28 protein-coding genes are annotated in these 26,661 nt (G+C 70.4%); 9 read left to right on the forward strand and 19 right to left on the reverse strand.

Annotation, left to right across the window (positions count from 1 at the left end):
• The first annotated feature begins 43 nt into the window (after positions 1-43).
• Both sufC and ITJ56_RS08695 read left to right on the forward strand, forming a co-directional pair.
• Positions 44-817 carry a Fe-S cluster assembly ATPase SufC gene (gene sufC, locus ITJ56_RS08690; RefSeq protein ID WP_194629730.1) on the forward strand — a complete coding sequence of 258 codons (774 nt, stop codon included), beginning with the start codon at positions 44-46 and terminating at the stop codon, positions 815-817.
• Entirely contained in the window at positions 817-1,146 is a 330-nt protein-coding gene (locus ITJ56_RS08695; protein ID WP_123312556.1) for a metal-sulfur cluster assembly factor, read from the forward strand. The genes sufC and ITJ56_RS08695 overlap by 1 nt, the downstream gene beginning before the upstream one ends.
• Positions 1,147-1,429: 283 nt before the next feature.
• On the opposite strand, the gene ITJ56_RS08700 is transcribed toward ITJ56_RS08695, so the two are convergent.
• Entirely contained in the window at positions 1,430-2,029 is a 600-nt protein-coding gene (locus ITJ56_RS08700; RefSeq protein ID WP_194629732.1) for a biotin transporter BioY, read from the reverse strand.
• Positions 2,030-2,145: 116 nt separating this feature from the next.
• Between ITJ56_RS08700 and ITJ56_RS08705 the strand changes: the two genes are divergently transcribed.
• Positions 2,146-3,744 (forward strand): ABC-F family ATP-binding cassette domain-containing protein, encoded by a 1,599-nt coding sequence (locus ITJ56_RS08705; protein ID WP_194629734.1) that lies wholly within the window; start codon positions 2,146-2,148, stop codon positions 3,742-3,744.
• 331 nt (positions 3,745-4,075) lie between these two features.
• Here ITJ56_RS08705 and ITJ56_RS08710 read toward each other — a convergent pair whose 3' ends face one another.
• The 3 genes from ITJ56_RS08710 to ITJ56_RS08720 are packed head-to-tail and all read right to left on the reverse strand — an operon-like array spanning position 4,076 to position 5,768.
• Positions 4,076-5,041: an SURF1 family protein gene (locus tag ITJ56_RS08710; protein WP_194629736.1), complete on the reverse strand. Its 966-nt coding sequence runs from the start codon at positions 5,039-5,041 to the stop codon at positions 4,076-4,078.
• Complete coding sequence (locus ITJ56_RS08715; RefSeq protein WP_416354763.1) at positions 5,038-5,346, reverse strand: hypothetical protein; 309 nt, start codon at positions 5,344-5,346, stop codon at positions 5,038-5,040. Before ITJ56_RS08715 ends, ITJ56_RS08710 begins: the two co-directional genes overlap by 4 nt.
• Positions 5,346-5,768 carry a DUF3099 domain-containing protein gene (locus tag ITJ56_RS08720; protein WP_194629737.1) on the reverse strand — a complete coding sequence of 141 codons (423 nt, stop codon included), beginning with the start codon at positions 5,766-5,768 and terminating at the stop codon, positions 5,346-5,348. Before ITJ56_RS08720 ends, ITJ56_RS08715 begins: the two co-directional genes overlap by 1 nt.
• Before the next feature lie 162 nt (positions 5,769-5,930).
• Here ITJ56_RS08720 and fabG point away from each other — a divergent pair, with 162 nt between their 5' ends.
• The gene (gene fabG, locus ITJ56_RS08725) at positions 5,931-6,644 is read left to right on the forward strand and encodes a 3-oxoacyl-ACP reductase FabG (protein WP_194629739.1); all 714 of its coding nucleotides are present in this window, start codon (positions 5,931-5,933) and stop codon (positions 6,642-6,644) included.
• Positions 6,645-6,685: 41 nt separating this feature from the next.
• On the opposite strand, the gene serB is transcribed toward fabG, so the two are convergent.
• Both serB and ITJ56_RS08735 read right to left on the reverse strand, forming a co-directional pair.
• On the reverse strand, positions 6,686-7,324 hold the full coding sequence (gene serB, locus ITJ56_RS08730) for a phosphoserine phosphatase SerB (RefSeq protein ID WP_194629741.1): 639 nt from the start codon (positions 7,322-7,324) through the stop codon (positions 6,686-6,688).
• A 101-nt stretch (positions 7,325-7,425) separates the two neighbouring features.
• Positions 7,426-8,667, reverse strand: a complete 1,242-nt coding sequence (locus ITJ56_RS08735; protein ID WP_194629743.1) for a glucose-1-phosphate adenylyltransferase — start codon at positions 8,665-8,667, stop codon at positions 7,426-7,428.
• A gap of 47 nt (positions 8,668-8,714) precedes the next feature.
• Here ITJ56_RS08735 and glgA point away from each other — a divergent pair, with 47 nt between their 5' ends.
• The 3 genes from glgA to ITJ56_RS08750 all read left to right on the forward strand — a co-directional run bounded on the left by glgA (position 8,715) and on the right by ITJ56_RS08750 (position 11,057).
• Positions 8,715-9,914, forward strand: a complete 1,200-nt coding sequence (gene glgA, locus ITJ56_RS08740; protein ID WP_194629745.1) for a glycogen synthase — start codon at positions 8,715-8,717, stop codon at positions 9,912-9,914.
• A 9-nt stretch (positions 9,915-9,923) separates the two neighbouring features.
• Positions 9,924-10,706, forward strand: a complete 783-nt coding sequence (locus ITJ56_RS08745) for an ABC transporter ATP-binding protein (protein WP_194629753.1) — start codon at positions 9,924-9,926, stop codon at positions 10,704-10,706.
• Between the two features lie 102 nt (positions 10,707-10,808).
• Positions 10,809-11,057 (forward strand): type B 50S ribosomal protein L31, encoded by a 249-nt coding sequence (locus tag ITJ56_RS08750; protein ID WP_017887280.1) that lies wholly within the window; start codon positions 10,809-10,811, stop codon positions 11,055-11,057.
• Between the two features lie 95 nt (positions 11,058-11,152).
• Here the strand turns inward: ITJ56_RS08750 and ITJ56_RS08755 are convergent, their stop codons facing one another.
• From ITJ56_RS08755 to treS, 13 genes are all read right to left on the reverse strand, one after another.
• Positions 11,153-11,968 (reverse strand): HAD family hydrolase, encoded by an 816-nt coding sequence (locus tag ITJ56_RS08755; RefSeq protein WP_194629755.1) that lies wholly within the window; start codon positions 11,966-11,968, stop codon positions 11,153-11,155.
• Entirely contained in the window at positions 11,965-14,577 is a 2,613-nt protein-coding gene (locus tag ITJ56_RS08760) for a phosphoribosyltransferase domain-containing protein (protein ID WP_323749762.1), read from the reverse strand. The genes ITJ56_RS08755 and ITJ56_RS08760 overlap by 4 nt, the downstream gene beginning before the upstream one ends.
• 2 nt (positions 14,578-14,579) lie before the next feature.
• Positions 14,580-15,749, reverse strand: a complete 1,170-nt coding sequence (locus tag ITJ56_RS08765) for an HpcH/HpaI aldolase/citrate lyase family protein (protein ID WP_194629765.1) — start codon at positions 15,747-15,749, stop codon at positions 14,580-14,582.
• A 2-nt stretch (positions 15,750-15,751) separates the two neighbouring features.
• Complete coding sequence (locus tag ITJ56_RS08770) at positions 15,752-16,186, reverse strand: hypothetical protein (protein ID WP_194629767.1); 435 nt, start codon at positions 16,184-16,186, stop codon at positions 15,752-15,754.
• A 266-nt stretch (positions 16,187-16,452) separates the two neighbouring features.
• Complete coding sequence (locus ITJ56_RS08775) at positions 16,453-17,013, reverse strand: TerD family protein (RefSeq protein ID WP_194629769.1); 561 nt, start codon at positions 17,011-17,013, stop codon at positions 16,453-16,455.
• Entirely contained in the window at positions 17,010-17,570 is a 561-nt protein-coding gene (locus ITJ56_RS08780; RefSeq protein WP_194629771.1) for a hypothetical protein, read from the reverse strand. Before ITJ56_RS08780 ends, ITJ56_RS08775 begins: the two co-directional genes overlap by 4 nt.
• Before the next feature lie 18 nt (positions 17,571-17,588).
• Positions 17,589-18,809, reverse strand: a complete 1,221-nt coding sequence (locus tag ITJ56_RS08785) for a toxic anion resistance protein (RefSeq protein WP_194629773.1) — start codon at positions 18,807-18,809, stop codon at positions 17,589-17,591.
• Between the two features lie 47 nt (positions 18,810-18,856).
• Complete coding sequence (locus tag ITJ56_RS08790) at positions 18,857-19,435, reverse strand: TerD family protein (RefSeq protein ID WP_194629774.1); 579 nt, start codon at positions 19,433-19,435, stop codon at positions 18,857-18,859.
• A 29-nt stretch (positions 19,436-19,464) separates the two neighbouring features.
• Entirely contained in the window at positions 19,465-20,046 is a 582-nt protein-coding gene (locus tag ITJ56_RS08795) for a TerD family protein (protein WP_194629776.1), read from the reverse strand.
• A 22-nt stretch (positions 20,047-20,068) separates the two neighbouring features.
• Positions 20,069-20,656, reverse strand: a complete 588-nt coding sequence (locus ITJ56_RS08800; RefSeq protein WP_194629778.1) for a TerD family protein — start codon at positions 20,654-20,656, stop codon at positions 20,069-20,071.
• Between the two features lie 48 nt (positions 20,657-20,704).
• Positions 20,705-21,832 carry a DUF475 domain-containing protein gene (locus tag ITJ56_RS08805; protein WP_194629780.1) on the reverse strand — a complete coding sequence of 376 codons (1,128 nt, stop codon included), beginning with the start codon at positions 21,830-21,832 and terminating at the stop codon, positions 20,705-20,707.
• A 76-nt stretch (positions 21,833-21,908) separates the two neighbouring features.
• Complete coding sequence (locus tag ITJ56_RS08810; protein ID WP_323749763.1) at positions 21,909-22,664, reverse strand: 3'-5' exonuclease; 756 nt, start codon at positions 22,662-22,664, stop codon at positions 21,909-21,911.
• A gap of 35 nt (positions 22,665-22,699) precedes the next feature.
• Positions 22,700-24,409 (reverse strand): maltose alpha-D-glucosyltransferase, encoded by a 1,710-nt coding sequence (treS, locus tag ITJ56_RS08815; RefSeq protein WP_194629787.1) that lies wholly within the window; start codon positions 24,407-24,409, stop codon positions 22,700-22,702.
• 114 nt (positions 24,410-24,523) lie between these two features.
• Between treS and ITJ56_RS08820 the strand changes: the two genes are divergently transcribed.
• Both ITJ56_RS08820 and ITJ56_RS08825 read left to right on the forward strand, forming a co-directional pair.
• Positions 24,524-25,546: an alpha/beta fold hydrolase gene (locus ITJ56_RS08820; protein WP_228517386.1), complete on the forward strand. Its 1,023-nt coding sequence runs from the start codon at positions 24,524-24,526 to the stop codon at positions 25,544-25,546.
• 5 nt (positions 25,547-25,551) lie between these two features.
• The gene (locus ITJ56_RS08825; RefSeq protein WP_194629916.1) at positions 25,552-26,625 is read left to right on the forward strand and encodes a glycosyltransferase family 4 protein; all 1,074 of its coding nucleotides are present in this window, start codon (positions 25,552-25,554) and stop codon (positions 26,623-26,625) included.
• The last annotated feature ends 36 nt before the right edge of the window (positions 26,626-26,661 follow it).

Genomic DNA, 26,661 nt, shown 5'->3' on the forward strand with positions numbered 1-26,661 from the left:
CCCGCGGCTGACGCCGCACCACAGCTGCAACCGAAGGAACGCAATGTCCACTCTCGAAATCCGTGACCTCCAGGTCTCGATCGACACCGATCAGGGCGTCAAGGAGATCCTGAAGGGTGTCGACCTCACCATCAACGAGGGCGAGATCCACGCGATCATGGGGCCGAACGGCTCCGGCAAGTCCACGCTCGCGTACACGATCGCCGGTCACCCCCGGTACCACGTCGTCGGTGGGTCGATCACCCTCGACGGCGAGGACGTCCTCGCGATGAGCGTCGACGAGCGTGCCCGCGCGGGCATGTTCCTCGCGATGCAGTACCCGGTCGAGATCCCCGGCGTGACGGTGTCGAACTTCCTCCGCACCGCCAAGACGGCGATCGACGGTGAGGCCCCGGCTCTGCGCGGCTGGATCAAGGAGCTCCGCCAGTCGATGGCCGACCTCAAGATGGACTCGTCGTTCGCCGAGCGCAACGTCAACGAGGGCTTCTCCGGCGGCGAGAAGAAGCGCCACGAGATCATGCAGCTCGAGCTCCTCAAGCCGCGGTTCGCCGTGCTCGACGAAACCGACTCCGGTCTCGACGTCGACGCGCTGAAGATCGTGTCCGAGGGCGTCAACCGCGCGAAGGCCGCCACCGGCCTCGGCGTGCTGCTCATCACGCATTACACGCGTATCCTCCGCTACATCAAGCCGGACTTCGTGCACGTGTTCGTGGCGGGCAAGATCGCCGAGCAGGGCGGTCCGGAGCTCGCCGAACGCCTGGAGAACGAGGGGTACGACCGCTACGTGCAGGCTGCCGCCGCCGAGGTGCAGGCCTGATGATCGCGGCACTCGCTCCCGACAAGTTCGACGAGGTCGTGGAGGGCCTGAAGGAGGTCCAAGACCCGGAGCTCGGCGTGAACATCGTCGACCTCGGGCTCATCTACGACCTCGCCTGGGACGACGAGGCCAGTGCGCTGGTCATCAGCATGACGCTGACCAGCGCCGGCTGCCCCCTGACCGACGTCATCGAAGGCGACACGGCGAACGCCCTCGACGGCATCGTGGACGCCTTCCGCATCAACTGGGTCTGGATGCCGCCGTGGGGTCCGGAACGGATCACCGACGACGGACGCGAGATGATGCGCGCGCTCGGATTCGCGATCTAGTCGCGTTTCGTCGCGAACAGACGGACGGGAGGCACGGTGCCAGCTGGCACCGTGCCTCCCGTCCGTCTGTTCGCGCGCCACGCGCGGGGCGCGCCGCCGAGGTCGCGCGATCTGCCGCTTCCGACGCGCGCACGTGGCGTGTTGTGCGACCTCGGCGAACCGCCCGCGGCGTGTCTCGCCCCCTCGCCCCGACCTCGTGCTGACCTCGCCGAACCACCCCACCCGCGCCAGACGCGGAACGGCCCCGAACCGATGCGGTGCGGGGCCGTTCTCGTGCGGCGGGTCAGCGGCGACCGACGGCCTTCCACGCGAGGGGCAGGATGCCGGCGGCGATGAGGGCCTTGGCGATGCCGCCGATGATGAACGGGTACAGGCCGGCGGCGAGCACCGACTGCAGGTCGTTCGGGGCGCCGAGCTGGCCGAGCGCGACGGCCAGGTACGGCAGGCCGGTGACGAACGGGATCGCGCTGGCGAGCGTGAAGGCCACGGCTGCACGACCGACGCGGCGGTCCCAGTTGCGGCGCGCGAGCCAGCCCACGAGCCCCGCGGCGGGGATGAACCCGATGACGTAGCCGAAGCTCGGGAGGGCCAGGGCCTGCAGCCCACCCTGCAGGTCGGCGAAGAACGGGGCGCCGGCGAGTCCGGCCATCGCGTAGACGAGCAGCGAGAGCATTCCCCGGCGTGCTCCCAGGGTCGCACCGACCAGCACCACGGCGAGCGTCTGCCCGGTGATCGGGACCGGCCACATCGGTACCTCGAGCTGCGCCATCGCGGCGGTGAACAGGGCTCCACCCGCGACGAGGGCGGCGTCGGTGGCCAGCCCGTGCGTCCGCAGACGGTCGGCGAGGACTGCGCGGGGAGCGAACCCGGTGGCGTTCGTCATGGATTCTCCTAGAATGGACTGCTGGTCCCGTTTCGGAACCATCGGTCCCGTCAGCGTAGCGGTGCACCTCACGCACACACCGTTGTGCAAACCCACCAACTGATTGGACGTCCACTGTGCTTGCCGTGCACGAACTCGAGATCCGCGTCGGAGCTCGTCTCCTCATGGAGGACGTGTCCTTCCGTGTCGAGAAGGGTGACAAGATCGGACTCGTCGGCCGCAACGGTGCGGGGAAGACGACGATGACCAAGGCCCTCGCGGGCGAGACGCAGCCCACCGGCGGCAAGATCGAGCGCGGTGGTGAGATCGGGTACCTGCCGCAGGACCCCCGCTCCGGCGACCCGGAGGAGACCGCGCGCAAGCGCATCCTCGATGCCCGTGGGCTCGGTGAACTCGTGGAGGGCATCCGCCTCGCGACCCTCGACATGGCGAGTGACGACCCGGCCGTGGCCGAGAAGGCGATGCGGCGCTACAGCCGCCTCGACGACCAGTTCAACGCGCTCGGTGGCTACGCGGCCGAGGCCGAGGCGGCGTCGATCGCCTCGAACCTCAAGCTGCCGGACCGCATCCTCGACCAGCAGCTCAAGACGCTCTCGGGTGGTCAGCGCCGACGCATCGAGCTCGCGCGGATCCTGTTCTCGGACGCCGAGACGATGATCCTCGACGAGCCGACCAACCACCTCGACGCCGACTCGGTCGTGTGGCTCCGCGAGCACCTGAAGACCTACCCCGGCGGCGTCATCATCATCTCCCACGACGTGGAGCTCGTCGACGAGGTCGTGAACCGCGTCTTCTACCTGGACGCGAACCGCCAGACCATCGACATCTACAACATGGGCTGGAAGCTCTACCAGCGGCAGCGCGTCGCCGACGAGGACCGTCGTCGCAAGGAGCGGGCGGGCGCCGAGAAGAAGGCGGCGACGCTGAAGGACCAGGCCGCGCGCTTCGGTGCCAAGGCGTCCAAGGCCGCGGCCGCGCACCAGATGGTCGCGCGCGCCGACAAGCTGCTCGCGGGTCTCGAAGACGAGCGCGTCGCCGACCGGGTCGCGAAGATCCGCTTCCCGACGCCGGCTCCGTGTGGGCGTACTCCGCTGATGGCCGAGGGGCTGTCGAAGTCCTACGGGTCGCTCGAGATCTTCGCGGGTGTCGACCTGGCGATCGACCGCGGCTCGCGCGTCGTCATCCTCGGCTTCAACGGTGCGGGGAAGACGACGCTGCTGCGCATCCTGGCGGGTGCCGACCAGCCCGACACCGGCGAGATCCAGCCCGGGCACGGTCTGCGCATCGGGTACTACGCGCAGGAGCACGAGAACATCGACATCAACCGCACCGTCATCGAGAACATGGTGTCGGCGTCGACCGACCTCAACGAGACCGAGGCCCGCCGGGTGCTCGGGTCGTTCCTCTTCACCGGAGACGACGGCTACAAGAAGGCCGGCGTGCTGTCCGGTGGCGAGAAGACCCGCCTGTCGCTCGCGATGATCGTCGTCTCGGGCGCGAACGTCCTGCTGCTCGATGAGCCGACGAACAACCTGGACCCGGCATCGCGCGAGGAGATCCTCAGCGCCCTGGCCGGCTTCGAGGGGGCCGTCGTCCTGGTGTCGCACGACGCCGGTGCGGTCGAGGCGCTCAACCCCGAGCGGGTGCTGCTGCTGCCGGACGGTACCGAGGACCACTGGAACAAGGACTACGCGGAGCTCATCGAGCTCGCCTAGCTGCCTGCGAGACGCCGTCGTGTTCACGCGACGCCGCTGAGACACGAGCCGCCGCCGGATTCGGTGGCGGCTCGCGGACATGGGGGCGTGTCGCGGTGGCGACGGCGTCTTGCGCACTGTGGCCGCGGTGACAGACGGACGGGAGGCCCGTGGCGACGCCGCCACGGGCCTCCCGTCCGTTGTGGGGTCGCGTTCGCGTGCAGGTGAGACGCCGTCGTGTCGGCGGGACGCCCCGAAAGCGGCGAGACGCCGCCCGATTCGGCGGCGTCCTGTGCCGACGGCGGCGTTCTGCGAAGACGACGGCGTCTTCCGCAGGCCGCCAGCAGTCGCGTCAGCGGCGCGACGCGAGCAGGTCGTCCTCGATCTCGGCGTCGGTCTTCGGCTTCGCGTTCTTGCGACGCTCGCGCTCGAGGGCGCGCTCGCGCTCCTCCGGGTCGTCCTGGTTGAGGTTCCGGTGCTCCTGCACCATCACGTAGGCCAGGAACCCGAAGCCCCCGGCGGCGAACATGAACCACTGGATGAAGTAGCTGAGGTGCAGGCCGGTGTCCGCAGTGGGGCGCTCCCAGCCGAGCGGGCGTGCTTCGGAAGGGGCGGGGGACTCGGAGGCGAGCTGGCCGTACGCGCCGGTCCAGATCGGGTCGTCGACCTTGCTCGCGACGTCGGCAAGGGTGACGGACTGCACCTGATCGGTGTTCTTCGGATCGGACCGACCCGGGATCCTCGGTTCGTTCGGCTGCAGGCGGACGACGGCCGTGACCTGCCCGGACGGGGGAGCGGGGACGTGGTCCGGGGCGTCCTGCGCGTTGCCGGTCGGCACCCAGCCGCGGTCCACGATGAAGGCGCGGCCCTCCGCGGTGACCAGGGGGGTCAGGACCTCGAACCCGGGCTGGCCGTTGTGCACCCGGTTGCGGACGAGCAGCTGCGAGTCGACGTCGTAGCGACCGGTCACGGAGACGCGGAGCCACTCCTGCTCGTCTTGCCAGCTCGAGGCCTTCGGCAGCGCACGGTCGACCGGGACGGGGGCGTGGTCGTAGTTCTGCGCGACCTGCTCGTTCTGGCGCACCGCTTCGTTCCGGCGGTCCCACTGCCACATGCCGAAGAGCGCGCAGACGATCGCGAAGGCCACGGCGATGGCGAAGTAGCCGAGCCAGCGACGGCTGCGCACGAACCGCCAGCCGACGAAGGGCTCGTCGGGGCCGGGCCGCTGCGACGGAGCACCAGATTCGGCGGCGGCACGCTGCAGCCTGGCCGCGTGCCGCCGGCCGTACCGGGACTGCGGGTCGAAGTCCTGGGTCATCTGGCGGTGCCGGTGGAGCGCACCCCGACGTCGTTCTTCGGCACGGCGGAGGGGTCGCGCTCGTCGTCGAGGCGGTCGACGTCCTCGTGCATTCCGGTGACCCGCACCGGGAACGAGCGGGACCGCAGGTAGTCGGCGAGGAAGTCGCGGTGCGCCTCGCACGCCGCCCAGATCTTCACGCGGTCGATCGCGTGGATCCGGGGGTTCCGCCAGTTGACACGCCACCCGGCGGTCGAGGTGCATCCGGCGCGTGAGCACACGGGCGGGGATCCGGGTTCGGTCTGCAGGTCGAAGGTCGCGCCCATCAGCGGTGGCCCCACATCTTCGATCGGTCGCCGTTGCGCTGCCATTCGTCCTGGGCGTCCTGCGCCTGCTGGCGGAGCCGGGCCTGCTCGTCGCGGTAGGCCTGGGCCCTGGCGTCCTCCTGCTGTTCGCGGAGACGCGGGTCGACGGCGTCGTAGAGCTCGATGGAGCCAGCGGGCGAGATCATGTCGCTCTCGGTGCGGCTGCCGGCGTTCGCGATGACGACGGCGACCCAGGGGATCACCGCGGCGAGCACGACCGGGATGACCGCGAGCCACGAGTGCCAGATGGAGTAGATGAGGACGGCTGCGATGAACAGGACCACCCGGATCGCCATCTGCCACACGTAGCGGGACAGGCGGTGCGCCCGGTCCTGCTCCGGCGAGTCCGGGAGCGAGGTGATGCTCGTGTGCGTGCTCTTCATACAGATGGTCTCCGTCTACCCGTGGTCAAGCCTAATCCCGTGGGGCTGATCGTGGGTGCGCCGCGCGCGAACGGGTCGCGCGGTCCCCTCCGGTACGCTCGTCCGGGCGTGTCAGCCGGACCCTCGGCGACGCACCAGGACACCCCACCGAACGGAGCGACCATGAGCACCCCCCGTACCGTCCTCATCACCGGCGGCAACCGCGGCATCGGCCACGCCCTCGCCGAGCGGTTCGTCGCAGCCGGCCACCGGGTCGCGGTCACGTCGCGAAGTGGACAGGGGGGACCCGAGGGAGCGCTCACGGTGCAGGCCGACATCACCGACACGGCGTCGGTCGACGCGGCCTTCACCCGGGTCGAGGCCGAGCTCGGCCCGATCGAGGTGCTCGTCGCCAACGCAGGCATCACGAACGACCAGCTGCTGCTCCGCATGTCCGAGGACGACTTCACCAGCGTCGTCGACACGAACCTCACCGGCACCTTCCGCGTCGTCAAGCGCGCCACGAAGAACATGATGAAGGCGAAGTTCGGCCGGATCGTGCTCATGTCGAGCGTCGTCGGCGCCTACGGCCAGGTCGGCCAGGTCAACTACGCGTCCTCGAAGGCCGCCCTGGTCGGCATGGCCCGGTCGATCACCCGCGAACTCGGCTCGCGCGGCATCACCGCGAACGTGGTCGCCCCCGGCTTCATCCAGACGGACATGACCGCCGCGCTCTCCGACGAGCTGCAGGCCGAGTTCAAGAAGGCGATCCCGGCCGCCCGCTACGGCACCGTCGACGACGTCGCCGACGCCACGCTGTTCCTGGCGAGCGACGGCGCCGGGTACGTCTCCGGCGCGATCATCCCCGTCGACGGCGGCCTCGGGATGGGGCACTGACGACGGACGATCCGCAGAGTCCCAGCTGAGCCGGCGAGCGGTCAGCCCCGCAGCCCGAGCGTGGCGAGCACCGCCGACAGGTCGCGGTCCACGATCGCCAGGTCGGCCTGCTCGCGCACGCGCGGCTTCGCGTCGAACGCGACGGACAGTGCCGCGACGCGCATCATCTCGAGGTCGTTCGCACCGTCGCCGACCGCCACGGTGCGGCTCGCGTCGACGCCGTCCGCCTCGGCCCACTCGCGGAGCGCGACGGCCTTCGCGTGCGCGTCGACGACGTCGCCGAGCACGCGGCCGGTCAGCACGCCGTGGGTGACCTCGAGGCGGTTCGCACGGCAGTGGTTGAGTCCGAGCTGCTCGGCGAGGGGGTCGAGCACCTCGTGGAACCCGCCGGACACCACACCGACGGTGCCACCGGCGGCGTGCACGCCGCGGACGAGCTGGTCGGCGCCTCGCGTCACGCGAACCGCCTGCTGTGCGCGGGTGAACACGTCAGCCTGGAGGCCCGCCAGGGTCGCGACACGCTCCCGGAGGCTCTCGGCGAAGTCGATCTCCCCGCGCATGGCGTGCTCCGTGATCGCCGCGACCTGCGGCCGGGTGCCGGCGGCGTCCGCCAGCAGTTCGATCACCTCGTCCTCGAGGAGGGTGGAATCGGCATCGAGGACGACGAGGAAGCGGGGCACGCCCCCACGGTACCGACAGACGGAAGGGACGGCTGCGTCCGTGACGCGAGCCGTGCCTCCGGGCGGTCTGTCCGTCGCGGTGTCGACGTGACCGGCCGACGCTACGCGTCGACGCGGACGCCCTTGCCGACCACGGTGATGCCGGACTCGGTGACGGTGAAGCCGCGGGCCTCGTCCGCCTCGCGGTCGACGCCCACCCGCGCACCGGGCGCGAGGACGACGTCCTTGTCGAGGATGGCGCGGTTGACGACCGCGCCCGCGCCGATGGTGGCGCGCTCGAACACGATCGAGTCGAGCACCTGGGCGCCGGAGTCGATCGAGCACCACGGGCCGATCATGCTGCGCTCGACCTGCGCACCCGACACCAGGCAGCCGAGCGACACGAGCGAGTCGACCGTGGAGCCGGTGTTGCCGTTCGCGTCGCGGACGAACTTCGCCGGCGGCAGGTTCGTCTGCTGGTTGAAGATCGGCCAGTCCTGGTTGTACAGGTTGAAGACCGGCACGGGTGCGATCAGGTCCATGTGGGCGTCGAAGAACGAATCGATCGTCCCCACGTCACGCCAGTAGTACTTGTCGCGGTCGGTCGAGCCGGGGACCTCGTTGCGCTGCAGGTCGTAGACACCGGCGTCGCCCCGGTTCACGAAGTCGGGGACGATGTCGCCGCCCATGTCGTGGGCCGAGGTCTCGAGCTGGCCGTCACGCAGGACCGCGTCGACGAGGGCGTCGGCGTTGAACACGTAGTTGCCCATCGAAGCCAGGATCTCGCCGGGAGAGTCCGCGAGGCCGATGGCGTCCTTCGGCTTCTCGAGGAACGCGTCGATCTTGGTGGGGTCGTCCTCGGCCACCTGGATGACGCCGAACTGGTCGGCGAGGGCGATGGGCTGGCGGATCGCCGCGACCGTCGCACTGCGGCCGGAGGCGATGTGGGCCTCGACCATCTGGTGGAAGTCCATTCGGTACACGTGGTCGGCGCCGACGACGACGACGATGTCCGGGCGCTCGTCGCGCAGCAGGTTGAGCGACTGCAGGATCGCGTCGGCCGAGCCGGCGAACCAGCGCTTGCCGAGCCGCTGCTGCGCGGGGACCGACGCCACGTAGGAGCCGAGCAGCCCCTCCATGCGCCAGGTCTCGGCGACGTGCCGGTCGAGACTGTGCGACTTGTACTGGGTGAGGACGACGATCTTCTGCAGTCCGGAGTTGACCAGGTTCGACAGTGCGAAGTCGATGAGACGGAAGTTGCCGCCGAACGGGACGGCGGGCTTCGCGCGATCGGCCGTGAGCGGCATGAGTCGTTTGCCCTCGCCGCCGGCGAGCACGATGCCGAAGACCTTCTTTGGTGCCATGCCGCTCACAGTAGGCGTCAGCACTGGGAACCGGTTACGTTGATCCAGTGCGAGTCGATCTGCTGACCAGGGAGTATCCGCCGGAGGTCTACGGCGGAGCGGGTGTCCACGTGTCCGAACTCACCGCCGCGTTGCGGTCGGGGACGGACACGGAGGTCCGTGTCCGGGCCTTCGGGGCCTTCCGCGACGAACCCGACGTGTGGGCCTACCGGACACCGGACGGGCTCGGCCAGGCGAACGGTGCGCTGCAGGCGCTGGGCACCGACGTGGCCATCGCGGCCGACGTCGAGGGTGCCGACCTCGTGCACTCGCACACCTGGTACGCGAACTCGGCGGGCCGGATCGCGCAGCTGACCTACGGCATCCCCCACGTCGTGACCGCCCACAGCCTCGAGCCGCTGCGCCCATGGAAGGCCGAGCAGCTCGGCGGCGGGTACCGCCTGTCCAGCTGGATGGAGCGAGAGGCGTTCGAACACGCTGACGGCGTCATCGCCGTCTCGAAGGCGATGCGCGCGGACATCCTGCGCTCGTACCCGTCGATCGACCCGGCCGACGTGCACGTCGTCTACAACGGCATCGACATCGACGCGTGGAAGCCGACCGTCAACGAGGACGCCGTGCGTGCGCTCGGCATCGACCCGTCGCGCCCGAGCGTGGTGTTCGTCGGACGCATCACCCGTCAGAAGGGCCTGCCCTACCTGCTCCACGCGGTGGCGTCGCTGCCTGCGGAGGTGCAGATCGTGCTCTGCGCCGGCGCGCCGGACACACCGGAGATCCTCGCCGAGGTCACCGAGCTGGTCGAGGGTCTCCGCGCCGACCGTGAGGGAGTCGTCTGGATCGACCGGATGCTCGCGCACGAGGAGATCGTGAACGTGCTGTCGTCGGGCACCGTGTTCGTGTGCCCGTCGGTGTACGAGCCGCTCGGGATCGTGAACCTCGAGGCCATGGCGTGCGGGATCCCCGTCGTCGGCACCGGTACCGGGGGCATCCCCGAGGTCGTCGCCGACGGGCTCACGGGCCGCATCGTCCCGATCGACCAGGCCCAGGACGGTACCGGCACCCCGACCGACCCGGACCGCTTCGTGGCCGACCTCGCCGCGACCCTGGCCGAAGTGCTCGCCGACGAGGGGCTGGCGAAGCTCATGGGCCGGGCTGGACGGCTCCGCGTCGAGAGCGAGTTCACCTGGGACGCGATCGCCACGAGGACACGGCAGGTCTACGACCAGGTGCTCGGCCAGAACCCGTAGGCTGGTCCCATGCCCTCGGTCGTGCGCTTGTCAGACGTCTCGGTGGTCCGCAACGGGGCCACCATCCTCGACGCGATCTCGTGGGAGGTGCAGGACGACGAACGCTGGGTCGTGCTCGGTGCGAACGGCGCCGGCAAGACCACGCTGCTGCAGGTCGCCGGTGCCCAGACGTTCCCGACCTCGGGTGACGTCGAGGTGCTCGGCACCGAGCTCGGCGGCGCAGACCTGTTCGAGCTCCGCCCGCGCATCGGCTTCGCGTCGACGGCGCTGGCGCGCCGCATCCCGGTGACCGAGAAGGTCATCGACGTCGTGCTCACCGCGGCGTACTCGGTCACGGGGCGATGGAACGAGGAGTACGAGGAGCTCGACGTCCGCCGTGCGCAGCGCGTGCTCGAAGAGTGGGGTCTGGGGTCCTTCACCGACCGCACGTTCGGCGAGCTGAGCGACGGCGAGCAGAAGCGCGTCCAGATCGCCCGTGCCGTGATGACCGACCCGGAGATCCTGTTCCTGGACGAACCCGCCGCGTCGCTCGACCTCGGCGCGCGTGAAAGCCTCGTCCGCACGCTGGGCGGCTACGCCCAGAGCGCGGACTCGCCGGCCATCGTGATCGTCACCCACCACGTCGAGGAGATCCCGGCCGGGTTCACGCACGCTCTCGTGCTCTCCGAGGGCCACGTGCAGGCAGCCGGTCCGATCGACGAGGTCCTCACCGACCAGACCCTGACCGAGGCGTTCGGCATCGACCTCTCCGTCACCAAGGACGCCGGTCGGTACACGGCACGCGCCGCGTAACGCTGCGATCGCGCCGTCCGTCTGGTAACGTTGACGGCTGGCGCAAGCCGATGACTTCCCGCGCAGTTCGCGCAATCCCACCACCGCTATCGAGGAATCTCCATGAAGACCGACACCCACCCCGAGTACCGCGCCATCGTCTTCCGCGACCTGGCCTCCGGTGAGACGTTCCTGACGCGTTCGACCGCGAACAGCGACAAGACCATCGAGCTCGACGGTGCGACCTACCCGGTCATCGACGTCGAGATCTCCTCCGCGTCGCACCCGTTCTACACGGGCAAGCAGCGCATCCTCGACTCGGCCGGTCGCGTCGAGAAGTTCAACCAGCGCTTCAAGGGCTTCTCCAAGTAAGCAGTCCCCAGCACGACGGAACGGGCGGTCCTCCTTCGGGAGGACCGCCCGTTCCGTCGTGCTGGGATCCGGGATCGACCGCCAGGGACGAGCGGTCAGCGCGAGTCGTCGTCCACCGCCCGGGCCGCGAGCTCGATGATCTCCTGACCGGCCATGACCCCGACCGCCCCCGTGACGAGCAGGTTCGGCGCCGTCCACCCCGCCGCGTGCAACTCACCGTGCGCCGGCCGGATGGCGACGTCGGCGGCGGCGAGCATGTCCCGATCGAGGAGCGAGTCGCCGGCCGCGACGGTCATCGTCGACCCGACCCGTTCGGCGACGGCGGCCAGGGCTCGTTCCTTGCGGATCGCGACCGGCACGGCGTACAGCTTCCGACCCTGCAACGAAACAGTCCACCCGATGGCCAGGAGCGCTGCGGCGAGGTCGGTGACCGTGTGCTCCGGCAACGCTGCTCGGTCGACCACGGCGTAGGCGAAGAGTTCCTCCGCCCGATGGTTCCGGAGCAGGGCGGCGGCGGGCAGCTCGGCGAGCATGAGCTCCTCGGCGGCTTCCAGCGGTGCGGAGGTCGCGTCGATCTCGGCACGGAGCGATGCTGTCCAGGCGTCGTCCGGTCGACCGTCGTGCAGCAGGACGGCACCGTTGGTCGTGACCGCCCATCCGGCGGCGGGGAGCGGCAGTCGGATGCGGCGGTACTGCGCCACCGTCCTGGTGGTGACGGGGACGACCGTCGCGCGTTCGGCGAGGGCCGCGAGTGCGGTCTCCGCGGCCCGCGTCATGAACGACAGCGGTGTGTGCTGGTAGACCTCGGTCACGACGAGCGAGGGTGCCGATTCGTCTGGACCGTCGAGCAGCAGGGCCGCGGCCGAGTAGACGAGGGTGCGGTCGAGGTCGAACCCGACGACCGCGCTCACGAGACGTCCCCGTCAGCCGCTGGAGCGACCCGGCTGCCGAGCGGGTGGATGAGGCCCACGCAGCTGTAGGACAGGTCCGGACGGGTGACGACCGGCACGCCGCGCTCCCGAGCCAGTGCGACCACGTGCGCGATGTCGACGTCGTCGGGGTCGCGGACCAGGACCTGCCACGGGACCCGGCGGAGGAGCACCCGGGTGGTCTCGCCGACGCCCGGCTTGATGAGGTGCAGGTCGTCGATGCCGTACTCGGCCCCGATCACCTCGACCGTTCGCATGCCGCGCCAGTCGACGGCCCGCGCGTCGTCGGCGTCCGGCCCGGCCCGGTCGAGGGCAGCTGTGACGCGGTCGGCGATGGCGTCGAAGCGGTCCGCGATCGTGGCGACGAACGCGCGGGAGTGGTCGCGCGGAGCCAGCTGCCGGTACTGCTTCGCGCCGTGGAAGGTGTCGGCGGGGGTGAGCGTCGGGTTGAACACGGTGCGCGACACCAGCCCCGAGACGGTCGAGTTGAGGCAGGCCGACGGCACCAGGTAGTCATCGCGGGTGCCGTGCAGCGTCGTGCAGCCAGCCGGGTCCGCGAGGACCGCGAGGTCGTCCGGGAAGCGCGCGCCGTCGGACTCGGCGAAGCGGGCGAGCGCGTCGGTGAGCTCGCGCGTGATCGCCCCCTTGCCGGTCCAGCCGTCGACGAAGACCACCTGAGCGGGGTCGTGGTGGTCGGCGAGCCACCGGAGCGCGGTCTCGTCGATGCCGACGCCGCGCACGATGCTGGCGGTGTAGTGGTCGAGCTGGAGTCCGTGCCGCCGCTCGGCCCAGCGCCGCATCAGGATGCCGACGGGGGTACCGGCGCGCGCCAACGAGACGAGGACCGGACGCTCTCGGCGCTGCAGGACGAGCTCGGTGACGATGCCGACGGCCTCGGCGATGCGGTCGGCGGACCGGTCGAGAGCGTCCCGGTAGAGGGCCTCGTACGCATCCGACGGCACGTACTCGACGGGGAGCGACTCGGCGTAGTTCGCGCCCTCCAACTGGATCGCCCGCTCTCGGTCGGCGGTGTCTGCCTCCAGGGCGGCGTCGGCGAGGTCCTGCAGGAGCCACGTCACGTCGCCGGGTTCGTAGGAACCGAACGACGGACCGGTGAGCGGTCGGGGTGCGGTCCGGTCGGAGCCGGTGGCGAGCGGTGTGTCGACGAGGACGACGGCCGGTGCGGCCGTGGCGAGCGCCGCGAGGAGGCCGTCGTCTCCGTCGAGCAGAGCACGATCGGTCCCCGGCTCCGGCAGCACCACGATCGCGTCGAAGCCGCGCACGTTGTACGCGAACCGCTCGCCCGTCCCGTCCACGGTGGTGTCGTGCGACCGGAAGCGGATGCCGGACCGGATCGGCCAGGCCGGGTCGTCGAGCACCGCGACGGGGGAGCGCGTGGTGGTCGAGAAGCGGACGTCGGCGTCGCTGCGTCGCCGGAGCGCGTCCGCGACGACGAGCGGCGTGTGCATGTGCTCCTCGGTGCCGAGCACGAGGACGCGACGGGGGCCGCCGGCGGGAGCCTCGAGCGCGCCGAGGACGGCGAGGACGTCCTGCGCGGTTCCCTCGACGTCGGTGCGCGGCAGCCGCACCCGCTGTGCGGGTGTGCCGAAGCGGTCGACGGCGGTCGCCGGCGCGGCGGTGGTCGTGACGGTCTGCGGCCTGGAGGCGCGGGTCGGGCCCGAACCCGTCCTCCCGTCCGGCACACCGTTCGTTCCGCACCCGGTCGGCGCCACCGCGTGGGTCGCGACCACGTCGGCGGCCGCCGACGGCAGCCCGGCGGGGAGCACGGCGCGGCCGCGACCCAGGGCGACGACCGTGATCGGCGCGCCGATCTCGGTGGCGAGCTCCTCCGTCGCCGCGGTGTCCGCCGGGGACCGTAGGTCGATGAGGCTGGCGACGACCCAGCGGCGCTGGGGTGCGAGGGCGTGCAGTTCGCGGATGGTGGCGCGTGCGGTGGCGCCGGTGCTCAGTTCGTCGTCGACCAGCACGACCGTGCCACCGGCTGGCAGCCACTCCGGGTCGGACGGCAGGAGCCGGTGGGTGGTGGCGTGCGAGTGCGCCTCGTCGAAGCCCGCGGCGGGCACTGCACCGCTCGGGGCATGCCGTGTGGAGTGGAGGTACCGGGCGCCGAGCGACTCAGCGACGAGGGCCCCGAGGGCCGTCGCGGTCTCGGCGAACCCGAGGACGAGGGCGTCCGGGTGCTCGGGACGACCGGCGGCGAGGTCGGTGCGGAGCGTGGTGGCCGCGCGGTGCGCGGCGCTGGTCGCGGTTGCCTGGCCGAGGCGGTCCTGGTCGCCCGCGGTCGCGTCGCGGACGACGCGTTCGAGTCGGGCTGCCGTCCGGGCGTCCCAGCGCGCACCCCCGTCGAGCGCGTCCGCTGTCAGCGCACCGAGCGCTTCGCCGGCCGCGAGCGCGACGGCGGGGACGGTCGGCAGGTGCTTCGCGAGGACGGTCGACACGAGCAGGTGCGCGCGCTTCGGGTTCCGACGCAGCGCGATCCGGGCGAGGACGCCGAGCGGGACGGCCGCAGAGCTCGTCGCGCGAGCGTCGTCAAGGGTGACACCGAGGTCGCCGGCCGTTGGTGGGGGCACGGTCACGTGAGGCTCCGTTCGAGCACGTCGACGAAGGTGACGTCGGGGTTGGCGACCCCGAACGCTCGGGCGCGCAGTACCGTGCGCACCGCCCAGTCGTGGTGCGGCTTCATCTCGTTCATCTTGTTGCCGTAGCGCGAGGCGGCGACACCGCCGGCGACGTTCGCGAGCACGTCGCTCGCGTCCGAGAACTCCTCGTCGCTGACGACGGACATCGCGTGGACGAGCGGCACGTGCCGCGGGTGGATCACGGTCTTGCCGGTCAGACCGTTCGCGCGGTCCAGGGTGACCTCGCGGAGGAGCCCGTCGAAGCCCTCGAGGAGGAGCTGCCGGCGGAGCGCGAGATCCCCGGCGACCTCGAACGGCGTGGCGCGCAACTGCGTCCGGAAGACCCGGCCGGCATCGGGGTAGTGCTCCCACACCGGCCCGCTGACCAGGAAGCCGTCGCGGGCACGGCCGAGGACGTTCACCACGTCGCCGATCACCGACGCGAGGACCTGGACGTCGTACGCGGTGAGGTGCGACGGCCGGCGCAGCCCGAACACGCTGGACAGGTCGGTGGCACCGATGCGCAGCGCCAGCACGTCGCGCCGGCGGGCGATCAGCAGGTCGCGGAGAGCGGCGAGGGCCTCCGTGCGGGTCTCCCGGTGCATGATCGAGGGGGACTCGAGGATGGGCATCACCAGGATCCGGCGATGCCCGGAACGGCCTGCGTTCAGGTCGTCGAGGACGTCGAAGTACCGCGAGCCGCTGTCCGGGGCGTCCTCGAACTTCGGCAGGACGAAGCCGCTCAGCACGTCCAGCGCGCGGTCACCGAAGCGTTCGGCGAGCCGACGGAGGTGCCCGGGGTCGCGAACCCGCACGAAGAGCTGGGGGAGCGTGTCATCATCATCGGCGGCGCCGGCGGCCAGGCTGCGGAGGGCATCACCGACCTGCTGCTCGGCGAGGGGGAGGTCGGTGTCGGCCACGGAGTCCTCGAGGCAGAGCACGATCGAGCCGGCACCGAGCGCGGTCTGCCGCTGGACGTCACGCACGAGGTCGGGCCGGATGCCCGGCGTGTAGAGGGTGGCGCCGAGCGCAACGGCCCGGAGGTCTTGGTCGCTGCCGCGGTGGACGTCCTCCGGCGGGTGCAGGAAGAGGTCCTGGCCGTCGAGCCGAGCGAAGTGGCGCATGATCAGGTTCCCGGTGTCGGAGCGGACAGGACGAACCCGAAGGCGGCGAAGACGTCACCGTCGTGGGTCGACCGGGGGAACGGCTCCGCCCGGAGTTCGAGCTCGCCGTCGATGACGGACAGGGCGAGCACGGTCATGGTGCCGGGGCCGCCCTCGGCGACCGCGAAGGTGGTGCCGTCGTGCAGCGCGACCACGAGCCGCTCGGGGCCGCGCGCCATGAACAGGGCACGACGGAGCACCCGGACGTGTCGGAGTGCGACGAGTGCGACGCCCTCGTCGAACCCGACGAGGGGTCGGTTTCCGGCGGTCACCACCGTCCGGCCCGCCTCGGCGCCGTCGGCGGTCGTCGCGCCGACGGTGAAGTCCACCGACTCCCACGCAGCACTGGTGCAGCCGGAGAGGGCGAGCGCGCCCACGGCCGAGCGCCGACGGTCCACGCGGACGATCGGGGCGTCCGGACCGAGGACCCTGACGGTCCGCGGATCGGGCGCTGGGAACGGGCGGATCCGGCGTGCGCGTTCGGCGCGGCGTCGGAGGACGCGTTCCGAGGGGCCGCTGGCCCGAGGTGGTGGCGGGGCCGGCGCGGGGGCGGGCTGCGGTGCCGGACTCGCCGGTGCTGGCGCCCGTACCGGCACCGGCGCCGGTGCCGGTGCTGCTGCCCGTGCTGGGCGCGGACGGCGACGGAGGTAGGGGTGACCGGAGGTCATCGGGCCCGGCCGATACCGTGGTCCGTCCGGAGCCCGGTCAGCCCGGTGGTGTAGCCCTGACCGACCGCGCGGAACTTCCACTCGGCCCGATGCCGGTAGAGCTCACCGAGGATCACGGCGTCGATCGTGTGGTTGCGCTCGGAGGGCAGCGGGAACTGCACGAGCTCACGGCCGTCGGGGGCGCTCACACGGATCGTCATCGACCGGACCGAGCCGAGGTCGCGGGGCGAGCGGGGATCGGGATCGAGGTAGACCGCGAAGACGATCTTGTCGACGACGTCCGGCACGCTCACCAGGTCGACGTCGATCTCCTCATGGTCGGAATCGTCGAGGTAGCGCACGGAGGAGTCGGCGCTCTCGATCTGGTTGAAGAACACCAGGTCGTCATCGGAGAGCACCCGGCCCTCGGCGTCGCACACGATGGCGACGGGGACGAGCTCGGCGGAGGGTCCACGGCTTGCGATCTGGTCCCAGGCGATACCGACGACCACGGCATCGAGCCCGGGGTTCTCCGCCGTGAGCGCCGCGTTCGCGCCCGGGACGAGCCGTCCGGTCACGAGTCTGCTCCGCCGAGTCGGAGGCCGGGGTCGCCGTCCCCCAGGCGGTCTCGGAGGAACCGGCCGTGCGTCGACAGTTCTGCGATGGCTCCGCTCCTGATCTGTTCGTGCATGTCGTCCACGGTCTCGGCGACGACGTCCAGCTGCTCGGCGAGCGTGCGGGTCGCAGCGCTGTCCTCGGTGCGGTCCTCCGGCGGGAGTGAGCGGTAGGTGCGGACCGGCGACGGCACGTAGTCGTCGACGATCGCCTGGAACAGGTACCGCTGCTCGGTGGAGGCACCGCGCGCGACGACGGTGTCGGCCGCTTCGCGGAGCAGGTCCTCGACGTGCCGGATCCGCGAGGACACGACCGTCGGGAGCTCGGCACCCGCCGCACGGACCAGCGCACGGAGGTCGTCGAGACCAGCCGAGGCTGCGTGGTCGTCCGCCGGCCCGCCTGCACCGCGGACGTCGATCCGCGCCGCGGCCGCGGCCGCGACCGAGGACGGGGTGGTGATGGTCGAATCCGGTTCGCGGTCGTCGTCGCGGCCGAACAGCGCGCGCAGACGATCACGCACTGCGGTCGACCGTCCGGATCATCGGCTGATCGAGCGCGGGTCGTCGTCGGTCTGCCGCGCGCGCTCCAGGTAGGGCTTGGCGCGCTGGATGCCGGATTCGAGCGCGGAGACGGTCGACGCCATGTTCTGCGCGGCCTCGGAGCGGAACGAGTCGATGGCGTCCATCGTCTGGAAGACGTTGTCGAACGCCCGCTGCAGGGTCTCGACACTGACGCCCGAGTTGGTCGCCTGCTGGTGGATGCGCGTGGTCTGGTCGCGGAGCATCTCGCTCGTCTGCAGGATCATGGCGTTGGTCGTGTTGTTGACCGCGTCGATCTGGTCGAGCACCATCTTCTGGTTCGCGAGCGCCTGCGCGACCACGACGGCCGTGCGGAGCGCGGCGATGGTGGTGGTCCGCGCGCGCTCCACGCCCTTGATGAGCTCGGTGTTGTTCTTGCGGACCAGGTCCATCGCCAGGTACCCCTGCACCGAGACGGCGAGCTGCGTGAGGATGTCCTGGTGGCGCTGCCGCACCGGGAAGAGCACGTCGGACTCGAGCTTCTGTGCCTCGTCCGTGCGACCGGAGTTCCGGAGCCCTTCGACCTTCGTCACCGTCGCCGCGTCGAGTGCCTTCGCGAACACGGCGTACTCGCTCAGCTGCTGCATGGTCTCCCACAGCTGCACCTTCTCGTCAGCGAGCGTGGCGTTGTCCTTGCGGAGCTCGTCCTGACCGGCCATCAGCGACTTGATGATGTGGTCGAGCTGGGTCTGCGCGGACTCGTACCGCTGGAAGTACTTGGCGAGCTTGTTGCCACCCGGGATGAGCCCGAGGATCTTCCGGCCGGTGCTGAGGTCGGCCTGGTTCGGCGTCAGGTCCTCCACCGTCGACCGGAGTTCGCCGAGCGTCGTCGCCACCTTGACCTGGGCGCCGTCCCCGGTGCGCTTGGCACCCGCCACCGACGTCTGCGACCGCTCGAGCATGCGCGACGAGAACCCGCCGGACCGCGCGATCTCCGTGCCGGCGATCGTGGTGATCCCGTCGACCTTCTCCGTGAACGCCGGCGACCTCGGATCGAGCGAGGCGACCTCATCCACGAACTGTCGCGCCTGCTCGGCGATCTGGGACTGCCGATCGGGGTCGACCGGCACCATCCCGGGCGCGTCGTCGGGGGTCACGACCTCGGCGGACTCGGCGGGACGGAGGACGAGTGCGTCCTCGGACGGGTCGGTCGGTTCCGGCGGAGCGAGCGGTCCGGGCATCGGTGGGTCTCCTGGTCTGGGGCGGGTGCGGTGGTGGACGGGCCGGATCAGCCGAGCTGGACGCCGAAGTCGGTCGCGATGCCGGCGAGGCCCGTGGTGTAGCCCTGCCCGACCGCGCGGAACTTCCACTCGGCGCCGTTGCGGTAGATCTCCGAGAAGATCATCGCGGTCTCCGGCGCGGCGTCCTCGGAGAGGTCGAACCGCACGATCTCGGTGCCGTCCTGGTCGAGCACGCGGGAGTAGGCGCTGCGCACCTGGCCGAAGTTCTGACGGCGTGCCTCGCCCTGGTCGATCGACACGACGATGACGACACGGTCGACCTCCGCTGGCAGGGTCTGCAGGTCGATGACGATCTGTTCGTCGTCGCCCTCGCCCTGGCCGGTGCGGTTGTCGCCCTTGTGCTCGACCGAGCCGTCGGAGCTGCGTGGCTGGTTGTAGAAGATGAAGTCCGAGTCGGAGCGCACCTTGCCGTTCGCACCGATCAGGAGCGCTGAGGCGTCCAGGTCGAACTGCTCACCGGAAGTGGTGCGCGGGTCCCAGCCCAGGCCGACGGTCGCGACGGTGAGTCCGGGGCTGGTCTTGGTGAGCGAGAGGTTGTTGCCCTTCGCGAGGGAGAGGCCTGCCATGATCGGTCCTTTCGGTTGGGGGAAAGCGGTCAGTCGAGGACGACGCCGTAGTCGGTCGCCACGCCGAGGAGGCCCGTGGCGTAGCCCTGGCCGACCGCGCGGAACTTCCACTCGCTGCCGTACCGGTAGATCTCGGAGAAGATCATGCCGGTCTCGGAAGCGGCGTCCTCTGTCAGGTCGAACCGCACGACCTCGTTGCCGGTCTCGTCGTTCACGACACGGCAGAACGCGCCGCGGACCTGCCCGAAGTTCTGGCGGCGAGCGTCGGCCTGGTCGATCGTGACGACGATGACGACGCGTTCGACGTCGGCAGCGACGCGATCGAGGTCGATGAGGATCTGCTCGTCGTCACCCTCGCCCTCACCGGTGCGGTTGTCGCCCTGGTGCACGACGGAACCGTCGGCGGACGCGAGCTGGTTGTAGAAGATGAAGTCGTCGTTCGACCGGACCTTGCCGGTCGCGGCGACCAGCAGCGCTGAGGCGTCGAGGTCGAACTGCTCGCCGGCCGTCGTACGAGGATCCCAGCCCAGTCCGATCATGGCGCGGCTGAGGGTCGGGTCCGTCTTCGTGAGCGAGAGGTTGGTGCCCTTGGACAGGGAGAGCGAAGCCATCAGGAGTTCTCCGTTCGGGTGATCAGAGTGCAGCGGTCGCCGGGGCGACCAGGTCCTGCACGGTGCGACCGTTCGCGCGCTCACCGATCGCCGTGAACGTCCATCCTGCTCCGGTCCGTGCGACCTTCGCCATCACCATCGCGGTGTGGGTGCCGGACTCGGTCAGCTGGTAGCGGACGACCTCGGGAGAACCGGCCGTCGAGTCGTCGACGACTCGACAGAACGCGTTCTGCACGTTGTCGAACGTCTGCCGGCTGTAGCTGCTGATCACGAAGACGATCTGGGCCACGGTGCTGTGCACCGCGCCGAGGTCGATCCGGATGGTCTCGTCGTCGCCGTCGCCGGCACCGGTGAGGTTGTCACCGGTGTGCTGTGCCGAGCCGTCCTTGCTGCGGAGCTGGTTGAACCAGACGTAGTCGACCGCGGTGCCCTGGGCATCGAAGAAGATCGCCGATGCGTCGAGGTCGACCTCGGCCTCTTTCCGGCCGCCGAACAGGCCGCGCTTCGCCGCGACGGCGTCCCAGCCGAGGCCGAGCCGGACGCGCGACAGTGCGCTGCCGTCGGACTTCGTCAGGGAGAGTGCCTGACCCTTCTGGAGGCTGAGACCCATGGGAGAACCTTTCGTGGTGGTGGTGGTGTGTCGTGACCCGGTCGCCGCTCAGCGGGAGAGGACGGACGGCTCGGGGCGTTCGTCGGCGTGCGTCTTCCGACGGTTGCGGACGACCGAGGAGATGAACGCGGCCAGGATGAAGACCACGCCGATCAGGCCGGTGACGATCTCGTTGACCTCGGTCGTGATGGTCACGAGCAGGATCACGGCGAGCGCGCCGATCGCCCAGTGCGCGCCGTGGTCGAGGTACTCGAACTCGTCGAGCGTGCCCTGACGGACGAAGAACACCGTCAGCGATCGGACGAACATTGCACCGATCAGTCCCAGGCCGAGCGCGATGATGATCGGGTCGGCGGTGATCGCGAAGGCGCCGATGACCCCGTCGAAGGAGAACGACGCGTCGATGACCTCGAGGTAGAGGAAGAGCAGGAACGCGGCGCGCCCGGTGACTTGGCCCAACCGGCGCTTCCCGGCGATGCGACCAGCCTCGGCGACCATCTCGTCGGCGCTGTCGAGGGAGTTCCCGTCGTCGTCGGGGTCACCGACGTCGAACAGACCGCCGAGGCCCGTGACCAGGAAGTAGGTCACGAGGCCGGCGATGCCCGAGACGAGCACGATCGCCTGGTGGTCGCCCGAGGTGGCCCCGAACAGGGCGAGCAGCGCGAGGGCGACGATGACGTTCACCATCGGCAGGCGGCCGACGAAGTGCAGCGGGCGCTCGAGCCACTTGAGCCAGAGGATGTCGCGGTCCTCGAACATGAAGTCGAGGAAGATCATGAGCAGGAACATCCCGCCGAACGCGGCGATCTGCGGGTGCGCCTCGTGGAGCAGGTAGGCGTACGTGCCGGGCTCCTCGATCGAGCCCTTCTCAAGCGCGAGCTGGATCGACTCGACCGGGCTGAGGTGCGCGGTGACGGCGACGATGAGCAGCGGGAAGAGGACGCGCATGCCGAAGACGGCGATGACGATGCCGACCGTCAGGAACATCTTCTGCCAGAACGGGCTCATCCGTTCGAGGATGCGGGCGTTCACCACGGCGTTGTCGAAGCTGAGGCTGATCTCGAGCACGCCGAGGATCAGCGTGATGACGACAGCGCTCCAGCTGCCGTAGATCAGCGCGGTTGCGAGGGCGAGGACGGTGATCACGAGGGACCACCCGAAGGTCTTCAAGAACACGTGTGACGATCTCCCGTTGTGCTTCAGCCAGCAGCGTTGCGGGACTGATGCGTGGATCGGCCCCCAACGCGAGATGCTACATGCTCCCGCTGGCGTTCCGGTGGGGCCAGCGGCCGTCAGCGGTGAAGGACGGGTCGCGCTTCTTGCGCATGTACTCCTGGAACGAGTTGGCCTGCTCTGCGCACCAGCCGATCTGCTTGCGGTGGAGTTCCTCGGCGGAGACGCCGAGTTCGTCCTGGTACTTGCCGGCGATGGCCTGTGCGACTCGTCCGGCAGCGATGGCGTCCGCACCGGCGTCGTGCGCGTCGTCGAGGGTGACGCCGTAGAGCTCCGACGCGGCCTCGAGCGTGCGCTTGCCCTTGCGGAACGTGTCGAGCGCCTTGTCGATCACCAGCGGGTCGACGACGTTGCCGATGACGGGGGACGCGAAGCCGTGGCGTCTTGCCTCTCTGTCGAGCACGGTGAGGTCGTACGGGGCGTTGTAGATCACGAGTGGGATGCCACGGGCGAACACGGCTTCGATCGCGGCGATGATCTCCGCCACGACCTCGGCCGCCGGGCGCCCCTCGGCCTGGGCACGCTCGGTGGTGTAGCCGTGCACCGCCGCGGCGCCCTCGGGGATCGGGACGCCGGGGTCGGCGACCCAGGCGCCCTCGGCGATGGAGGCGCCGGTCATGTCGATCAGGCCGACGTGCGCCGTGACGATCCGGGCCGTCTCGACGTCGACGCCCGTGGTCTCGAGGTCGAACACACCCAGCGCGTGCCACCACGGCCGACCGGTGAGGTCCTGGGCGGGGGGCGGTGCGTCGAGCTGCGCTGTGGGGAACGTCACGCGGTCAGGCTAACGGGACGCACCGACACGACCCGCTACCGGGTCGGCGCGCCGACGTGCAGCCAGTAGAAGGACTGCGTGCCCATGGTGAGCGTGACGTTGCCGTCCTCGTCGAAGGAGGGGAACGAGCCACCGCCGAACAGGTCGTAGAGCGGACGGCCCGCGAACTCCGGCGCGGACACCGTGACCGAGGTGGGGTTCGTGGCGAACGAGAACACGCAGAGGACGTCCTCTGCGGACGGCCCGAACTGCTGCCCGGAGCCCTCCCACGAGCGGACGAAGGCGAGCACGGAGTCGTTCGAGGTCTCCTGCACGTGCAGCGACCCGAGTCCGAACACCGGGTGCGCCTTCCGCGTGTGGATCACGTTGCGGACCCAGTGCAGCAGGGAGCGCGACTGGGCGAGCTGCGCCTCGACGTTCACCTGAGCGTAGTTGTAGACGAGCGACTGCACGACGGGCAGGTAGAGCTTGCCGGGGTCGGCGGTGGAGAACCCGGCGTTCCGGTCCGGCGTCCACTGCATGGGCGTGCGCGAGGAGTCGCGGTCCGGCAGCCAGATGTTGTCGCCCATGCCGATCTCGTCGCCGTAGTACAGGAACGGCGACCCCGGCAGCGAGAACAGCAGCGCGTGGATGAGCTCGAGCTCGGCGCGCGAGTTGTCCAGCAGCGGCGCCAGACGGCGTCGGATGCCGATGTTGGAGCGCATCCGCGGGTCGTAGCCGTACCAGCCGTACATCGCCTGCCGGTACTCCTCGCTCACCATCTCGAGGGTGAGCTCGTCGTGGTTGCGGAGGAAGACGCCCCACGCCGCGCTGGCCGGCACGTCGAGGGTCTCGGACAGGATCGCCTTGAGCTCGGCCGCGTGCTGGGCCCGGAGCGAGTAGAAGATGCGCGGCATCACCGGGAAGTCGAACGCCATGTGGCACTCGGGCTCCTCGTCGGTGCCGAAGAAGGCGGCGGTCTCGCGCGGCCACTGGTTCGCCTCGGCCAGGAGCACCCGACCGGGGTACTCGTCGTCGACCATCGCGCGGAGCTTCTTGATGAACTCGTGCGTCTCCGGCTCGCCCTCGCCGTTGCCCTCTTCCGACTCGAACAGGTACGGGATCGCGTCGAGCCGCAGCCCGTCGACGCCCATGTCGAGCCAGTGCCGCACGACGTCGTAGATGGCCTCGATGACCGCGGGGTTCTCGAAGTTCAGATCCGGCTGGTGTGAGAAGAAGCGGTGGAAGAAGAACTGGCGTCGGACCGGGTCGAAGGTCCAGTTGGACTCCTCGGTGTCGACGAAGATGATGCGGATGTTCGAGTAGTCCTCGTCCGTGTCCCGCCACACGTAGAAGTCGCCGTAGGGGCCGTCCGGGTCCTCGCGGGACTGCTGGAACCACTCGTGCTGGTCGCTCGTGTGGTTGATCACCATGTCGATCACGATGCGCATGTTCCGCTCGTGGGACTTCGTGACGAGTTCGCGGAAGTCGTCGAGTGTGCCGAACTCGGGCAGGATCGCCTTGTAGTCGGCGATGTCGTAGCCGCCGTCGCGCATCGGTGACTGGAAGAACGGCGGGAGCCACAGGGCGTCGACGCCGAGCCACTGCAGGTAGTCGAGCTTGCCGATCACGCCCTGGATGTCGCCGATGCCGTCGCCGTTCGAGTCGACGAACGAGCGGATCATGCACTCGTAGAAGACCGAACGCTTGTACCACTGCGGGTCGAGCGTCAGGCCGGGCAGCTGGATCGGGGCTGTGAAGGTCACCGTGCTCCTCGTCGTCATCGACGGGCCGGTGGACGGCCCGCCCCGGACACGATAGGCGCGCAATGCTCCGGGTGTCCGGGGTTTCGTGACGTCGGTTTCCATAGACTGGCGCGGATGCAACCGCCCGTGCTCTCCCCGTACCAGTCGCTGATGGCCGCCACCCCGGTCGTGCACCGGGCTGTCCAGGTCGACGGGGGGACCACGCACTACTGGGTCTACGGGCCAGAGGACGCCGATCGGACCGTCCTCGCGGTGCACGGGTTCCGCGGGGACCACCACGGGCTCGAGACCATCGCGGCCCACCTGGAGGGCGTCCGCGTGATCGTGCCGGACCTGCCCGGCTTCGGCGTGTCCGATCCGCTGCCGGTCTCGGACATCGACTCCTACGTCGGATGGCTGACCGGGTTCCACGCCGTCCTCGGCCTCGGGAGCGACACCGTCGTGCTCGGCCACTCCTTCGGTTCCATCGTGGTGTCGGCGACCGTCGCCGCGGGACTCGACACCGGCCTGCTCGTACTCGTGAACCCGATCGCCGCCCCGGCGCTGCAGGGCCCCCGCGCCGTCGGTACTGCCATCGCCATCGGGTACTACCGCGCCGGCGCGGTGCTGCCGAAGCCGGTCGGGCTCGGGATCCTGCGGAACGGCGCGATCGTGCGGGCCATGAGCGTCGCCATGCTGAAGTCGCACGACCCGGCGGTGCGCCGATGGGTGCACGACCAGCACGACCGGTACTTCTCGGCCTTCGCGAACCGCACGAGCGTGCTCGAGGCGTTCCGCACCTCGGTCACCCACGACGTCTCGGAGTACGCCGACCGCATCCGTGTCCCGGTCCTGCTCATCGCTGCCGAGCACGACGACATCACGGCCGTGGCCGAGCAGCGCGCGCTGGCCTCGCGACTGCGTGACGCCGAGCTCGTGGTGATCCCGGGCGTCGGTCACCTGGTGCACTACGAGACGCCGGCGCCGGCGGCTGCCGCGGTGCTGCGCCGGATGGGGGACACACCCGCACGCGGTGGGCGCGGCCGCGCCGGGAAGGCGAGCCGGGCGTCGGGCGCATTCCGGGCCTCCCGGGGGACCGCGAAGCCGACGGACGTGACCCGCGGGCCCGACGCCACGAGCGCGGGGGACGCGTCGTGACCCGCCTGCGCGTCGGCATCGACTGCCGCTACGTCCGGATCGGTCACCACGACGGCATCAGCCGGTTCACCGCCGGGGTCGCCGCGCACCTGCCGGACCGGCACGACTACGTGCTGCTCGTCAGCGACGAGCGCCAGCTCGAGTCCCTGCCGCGTGCCCTGGCGTGGGAGCTGCTGCCCGCGCCGACCGACGCGGGGGAGCCGCTCGTCGCCCGCAGGGTGAACCGTCTGGGGCTCGACGCGGTGTTCTCGCCGATGCAGACGATGGGGTCCAGGGGGCGTGGGTACGCGCTCGTCCTGACGCTGCACGACCTGATCTACTACCGCAACCGCACACCCCCGCGGGAGTTCTCGCTGCCGCTGCGACTGGGGTGGCGCGCATTCCACCTGTCGTGGGCGCCGCAGCGGTTCCTGCTGAACGGCGCCGACGGGATCGTGACGGTCTCCGAGACGACCGCTGGCCTGATCGCGGAGCACCGGCTCACGAAGCGGCCGGTCACGGTCGCGTACAACGCGGCGGACCCGGCCGAGCCGCGCTCCGAGGGCGGCGCGCGCGAACGCTCGCTCGTCTACATGGGTTCGTTCATGCCCTACAAGAACGTCGAGACCCTCGCGTCGGCGCTGCCGCTCCTGGGCGCGGACTGGACGCTGCACTGCATGTCGCGGGTGTCCGACGCCGACCGCGCCCGGCTCGGGGGACTCGCACCGACCGGGTCGATCGTGTTCCACGACGGTGCGACGGACGACGAGTACCTGTCGGTGCTCCGCTCGGCCACGGCGCTGGCGACGGCCTCGTACGACGAGGGGTTCGGGATCCCGCTCGTCGAGGCGATGGGGGTCGGGACGCCGGTCGTGGTGAGCGACATCCCGATCTTCCGCGAGATCGGTGGCGAGGCGGCCGAGTACTTCGATCCGGCGTCGCCGTCCGCCGTGGCCGCAGCCGTCCGACGGGTCGAGGACCGGTGGGACGAGGCCTCGCGGCTGTCGCTCGAGCGCGCCGGCCGCTTCCGGTGGCAGGACTCGGCGGAGCGGGTCGTACGGGCGGTCGAACGGGCCGTGACGGACCGCCGCGCACGCTGAGACGGGGCGCTGCTGCGGGGTCCTGACGGGAACCGC

Source organism: Curtobacterium sp. VKM Ac-1376 (assembly GCF_015351025.1).
GTDB lineage: Bacteria > Actinomycetota > Actinomycetes > Actinomycetales > Microbacteriaceae > Curtobacterium.

Excerpts from the sequence above, each read along its gene's own strand:
- ITJ56_RS08800 (WP_194629778.1), bottom strand. The coding sequence starts at position 20,656 with ATGGGTCTCAGCCTCCAGAAGGGTCAGGCACTCTCCCTGACGAAGTCC.
- ITJ56_RS08790 (WP_194629774.1), bottom strand. The coding sequence starts at position 19,435 with ATGGCAGGCCTCTCCCTCGCGAAGGGCAACAACCTCTCGCTCACCAAG.
- ITJ56_RS08700 (WP_194629732.1), bottom strand. The coding sequence starts at position 2,029 with ATGACGAACGCCACCGGGTTCGCTCCCCGCGCAGTCCTCGCCGACCGT.
- ITJ56_RS08765 (WP_194629765.1), bottom strand. The coding sequence starts at position 15,749 with ATGCGCCACTTCGCTCGGCTCGACGGCCAGGACCTCTTCCTGCACCCG.
- ITJ56_RS08720 (WP_194629737.1), bottom strand. The coding sequence starts at position 5,768 with ATGAAGAGCACGCACACGAGCATCACCTCGCTCCCGGACTCGCCGGAG.
- ITJ56_RS08820 (WP_228517386.1), top strand. The coding sequence starts at position 24,524 with ATGCAACCGCCCGTGCTCTCCCCGTACCAGTCGCTGATGGCCGCCACC.
- ITJ56_RS08795 (WP_194629776.1), bottom strand. The coding sequence starts at position 20,046 with ATGGCTTCGCTCTCCCTGTCCAAGGGCACCAACCTCTCGCTCACGAAG.
- ITJ56_RS08710 (WP_194629736.1), bottom strand. The coding sequence starts at position 5,041 with ATGACCCAGGACTTCGACCCGCAGTCCCGGTACGGCCGGCGGCACGCG.
- ITJ56_RS08715 (WP_416354763.1), bottom strand. The coding sequence starts at position 5,346 with ATGGGCGCGACCTTCGACCTGCAGACCGAACCCGGATCCCCGCCCGTG.
- ITJ56_RS08735 (WP_194629743.1), bottom strand. The coding sequence starts at position 8,667 with ATGGCACCAAAGAAGGTCTTCGGCATCGTGCTCGCCGGCGGCGAGGGC.
- sufC (WP_194629730.1), top strand. The coding sequence starts at position 44 with ATGTCCACTCTCGAAATCCGTGACCTCCAGGTCTCGATCGACACCGAT.
- ITJ56_RS08695 (WP_123312556.1), top strand. The coding sequence starts at position 817 with ATGATCGCGGCACTCGCTCCCGACAAGTTCGACGAGGTCGTGGAGGGC.
- ITJ56_RS08785 (WP_194629773.1), bottom strand. The coding sequence starts at position 18,809 with ATGCCCGGACCGCTCGCTCCGCCGGAACCGACCGACCCGTCCGAGGAC.
- fabG (WP_194629739.1), top strand. The coding sequence starts at position 5,931 with ATGAGCACCCCCCGTACCGTCCTCATCACCGGCGGCAACCGCGGCATC.
- ITJ56_RS08745 (WP_194629753.1), top strand. The coding sequence starts at position 9,924 with ATGCCCTCGGTCGTGCGCTTGTCAGACGTCTCGGTGGTCCGCAACGGG.
- ITJ56_RS08750 (WP_017887280.1), top strand. The coding sequence starts at position 10,809 with ATGAAGACCGACACCCACCCCGAGTACCGCGCCATCGTCTTCCGCGAC.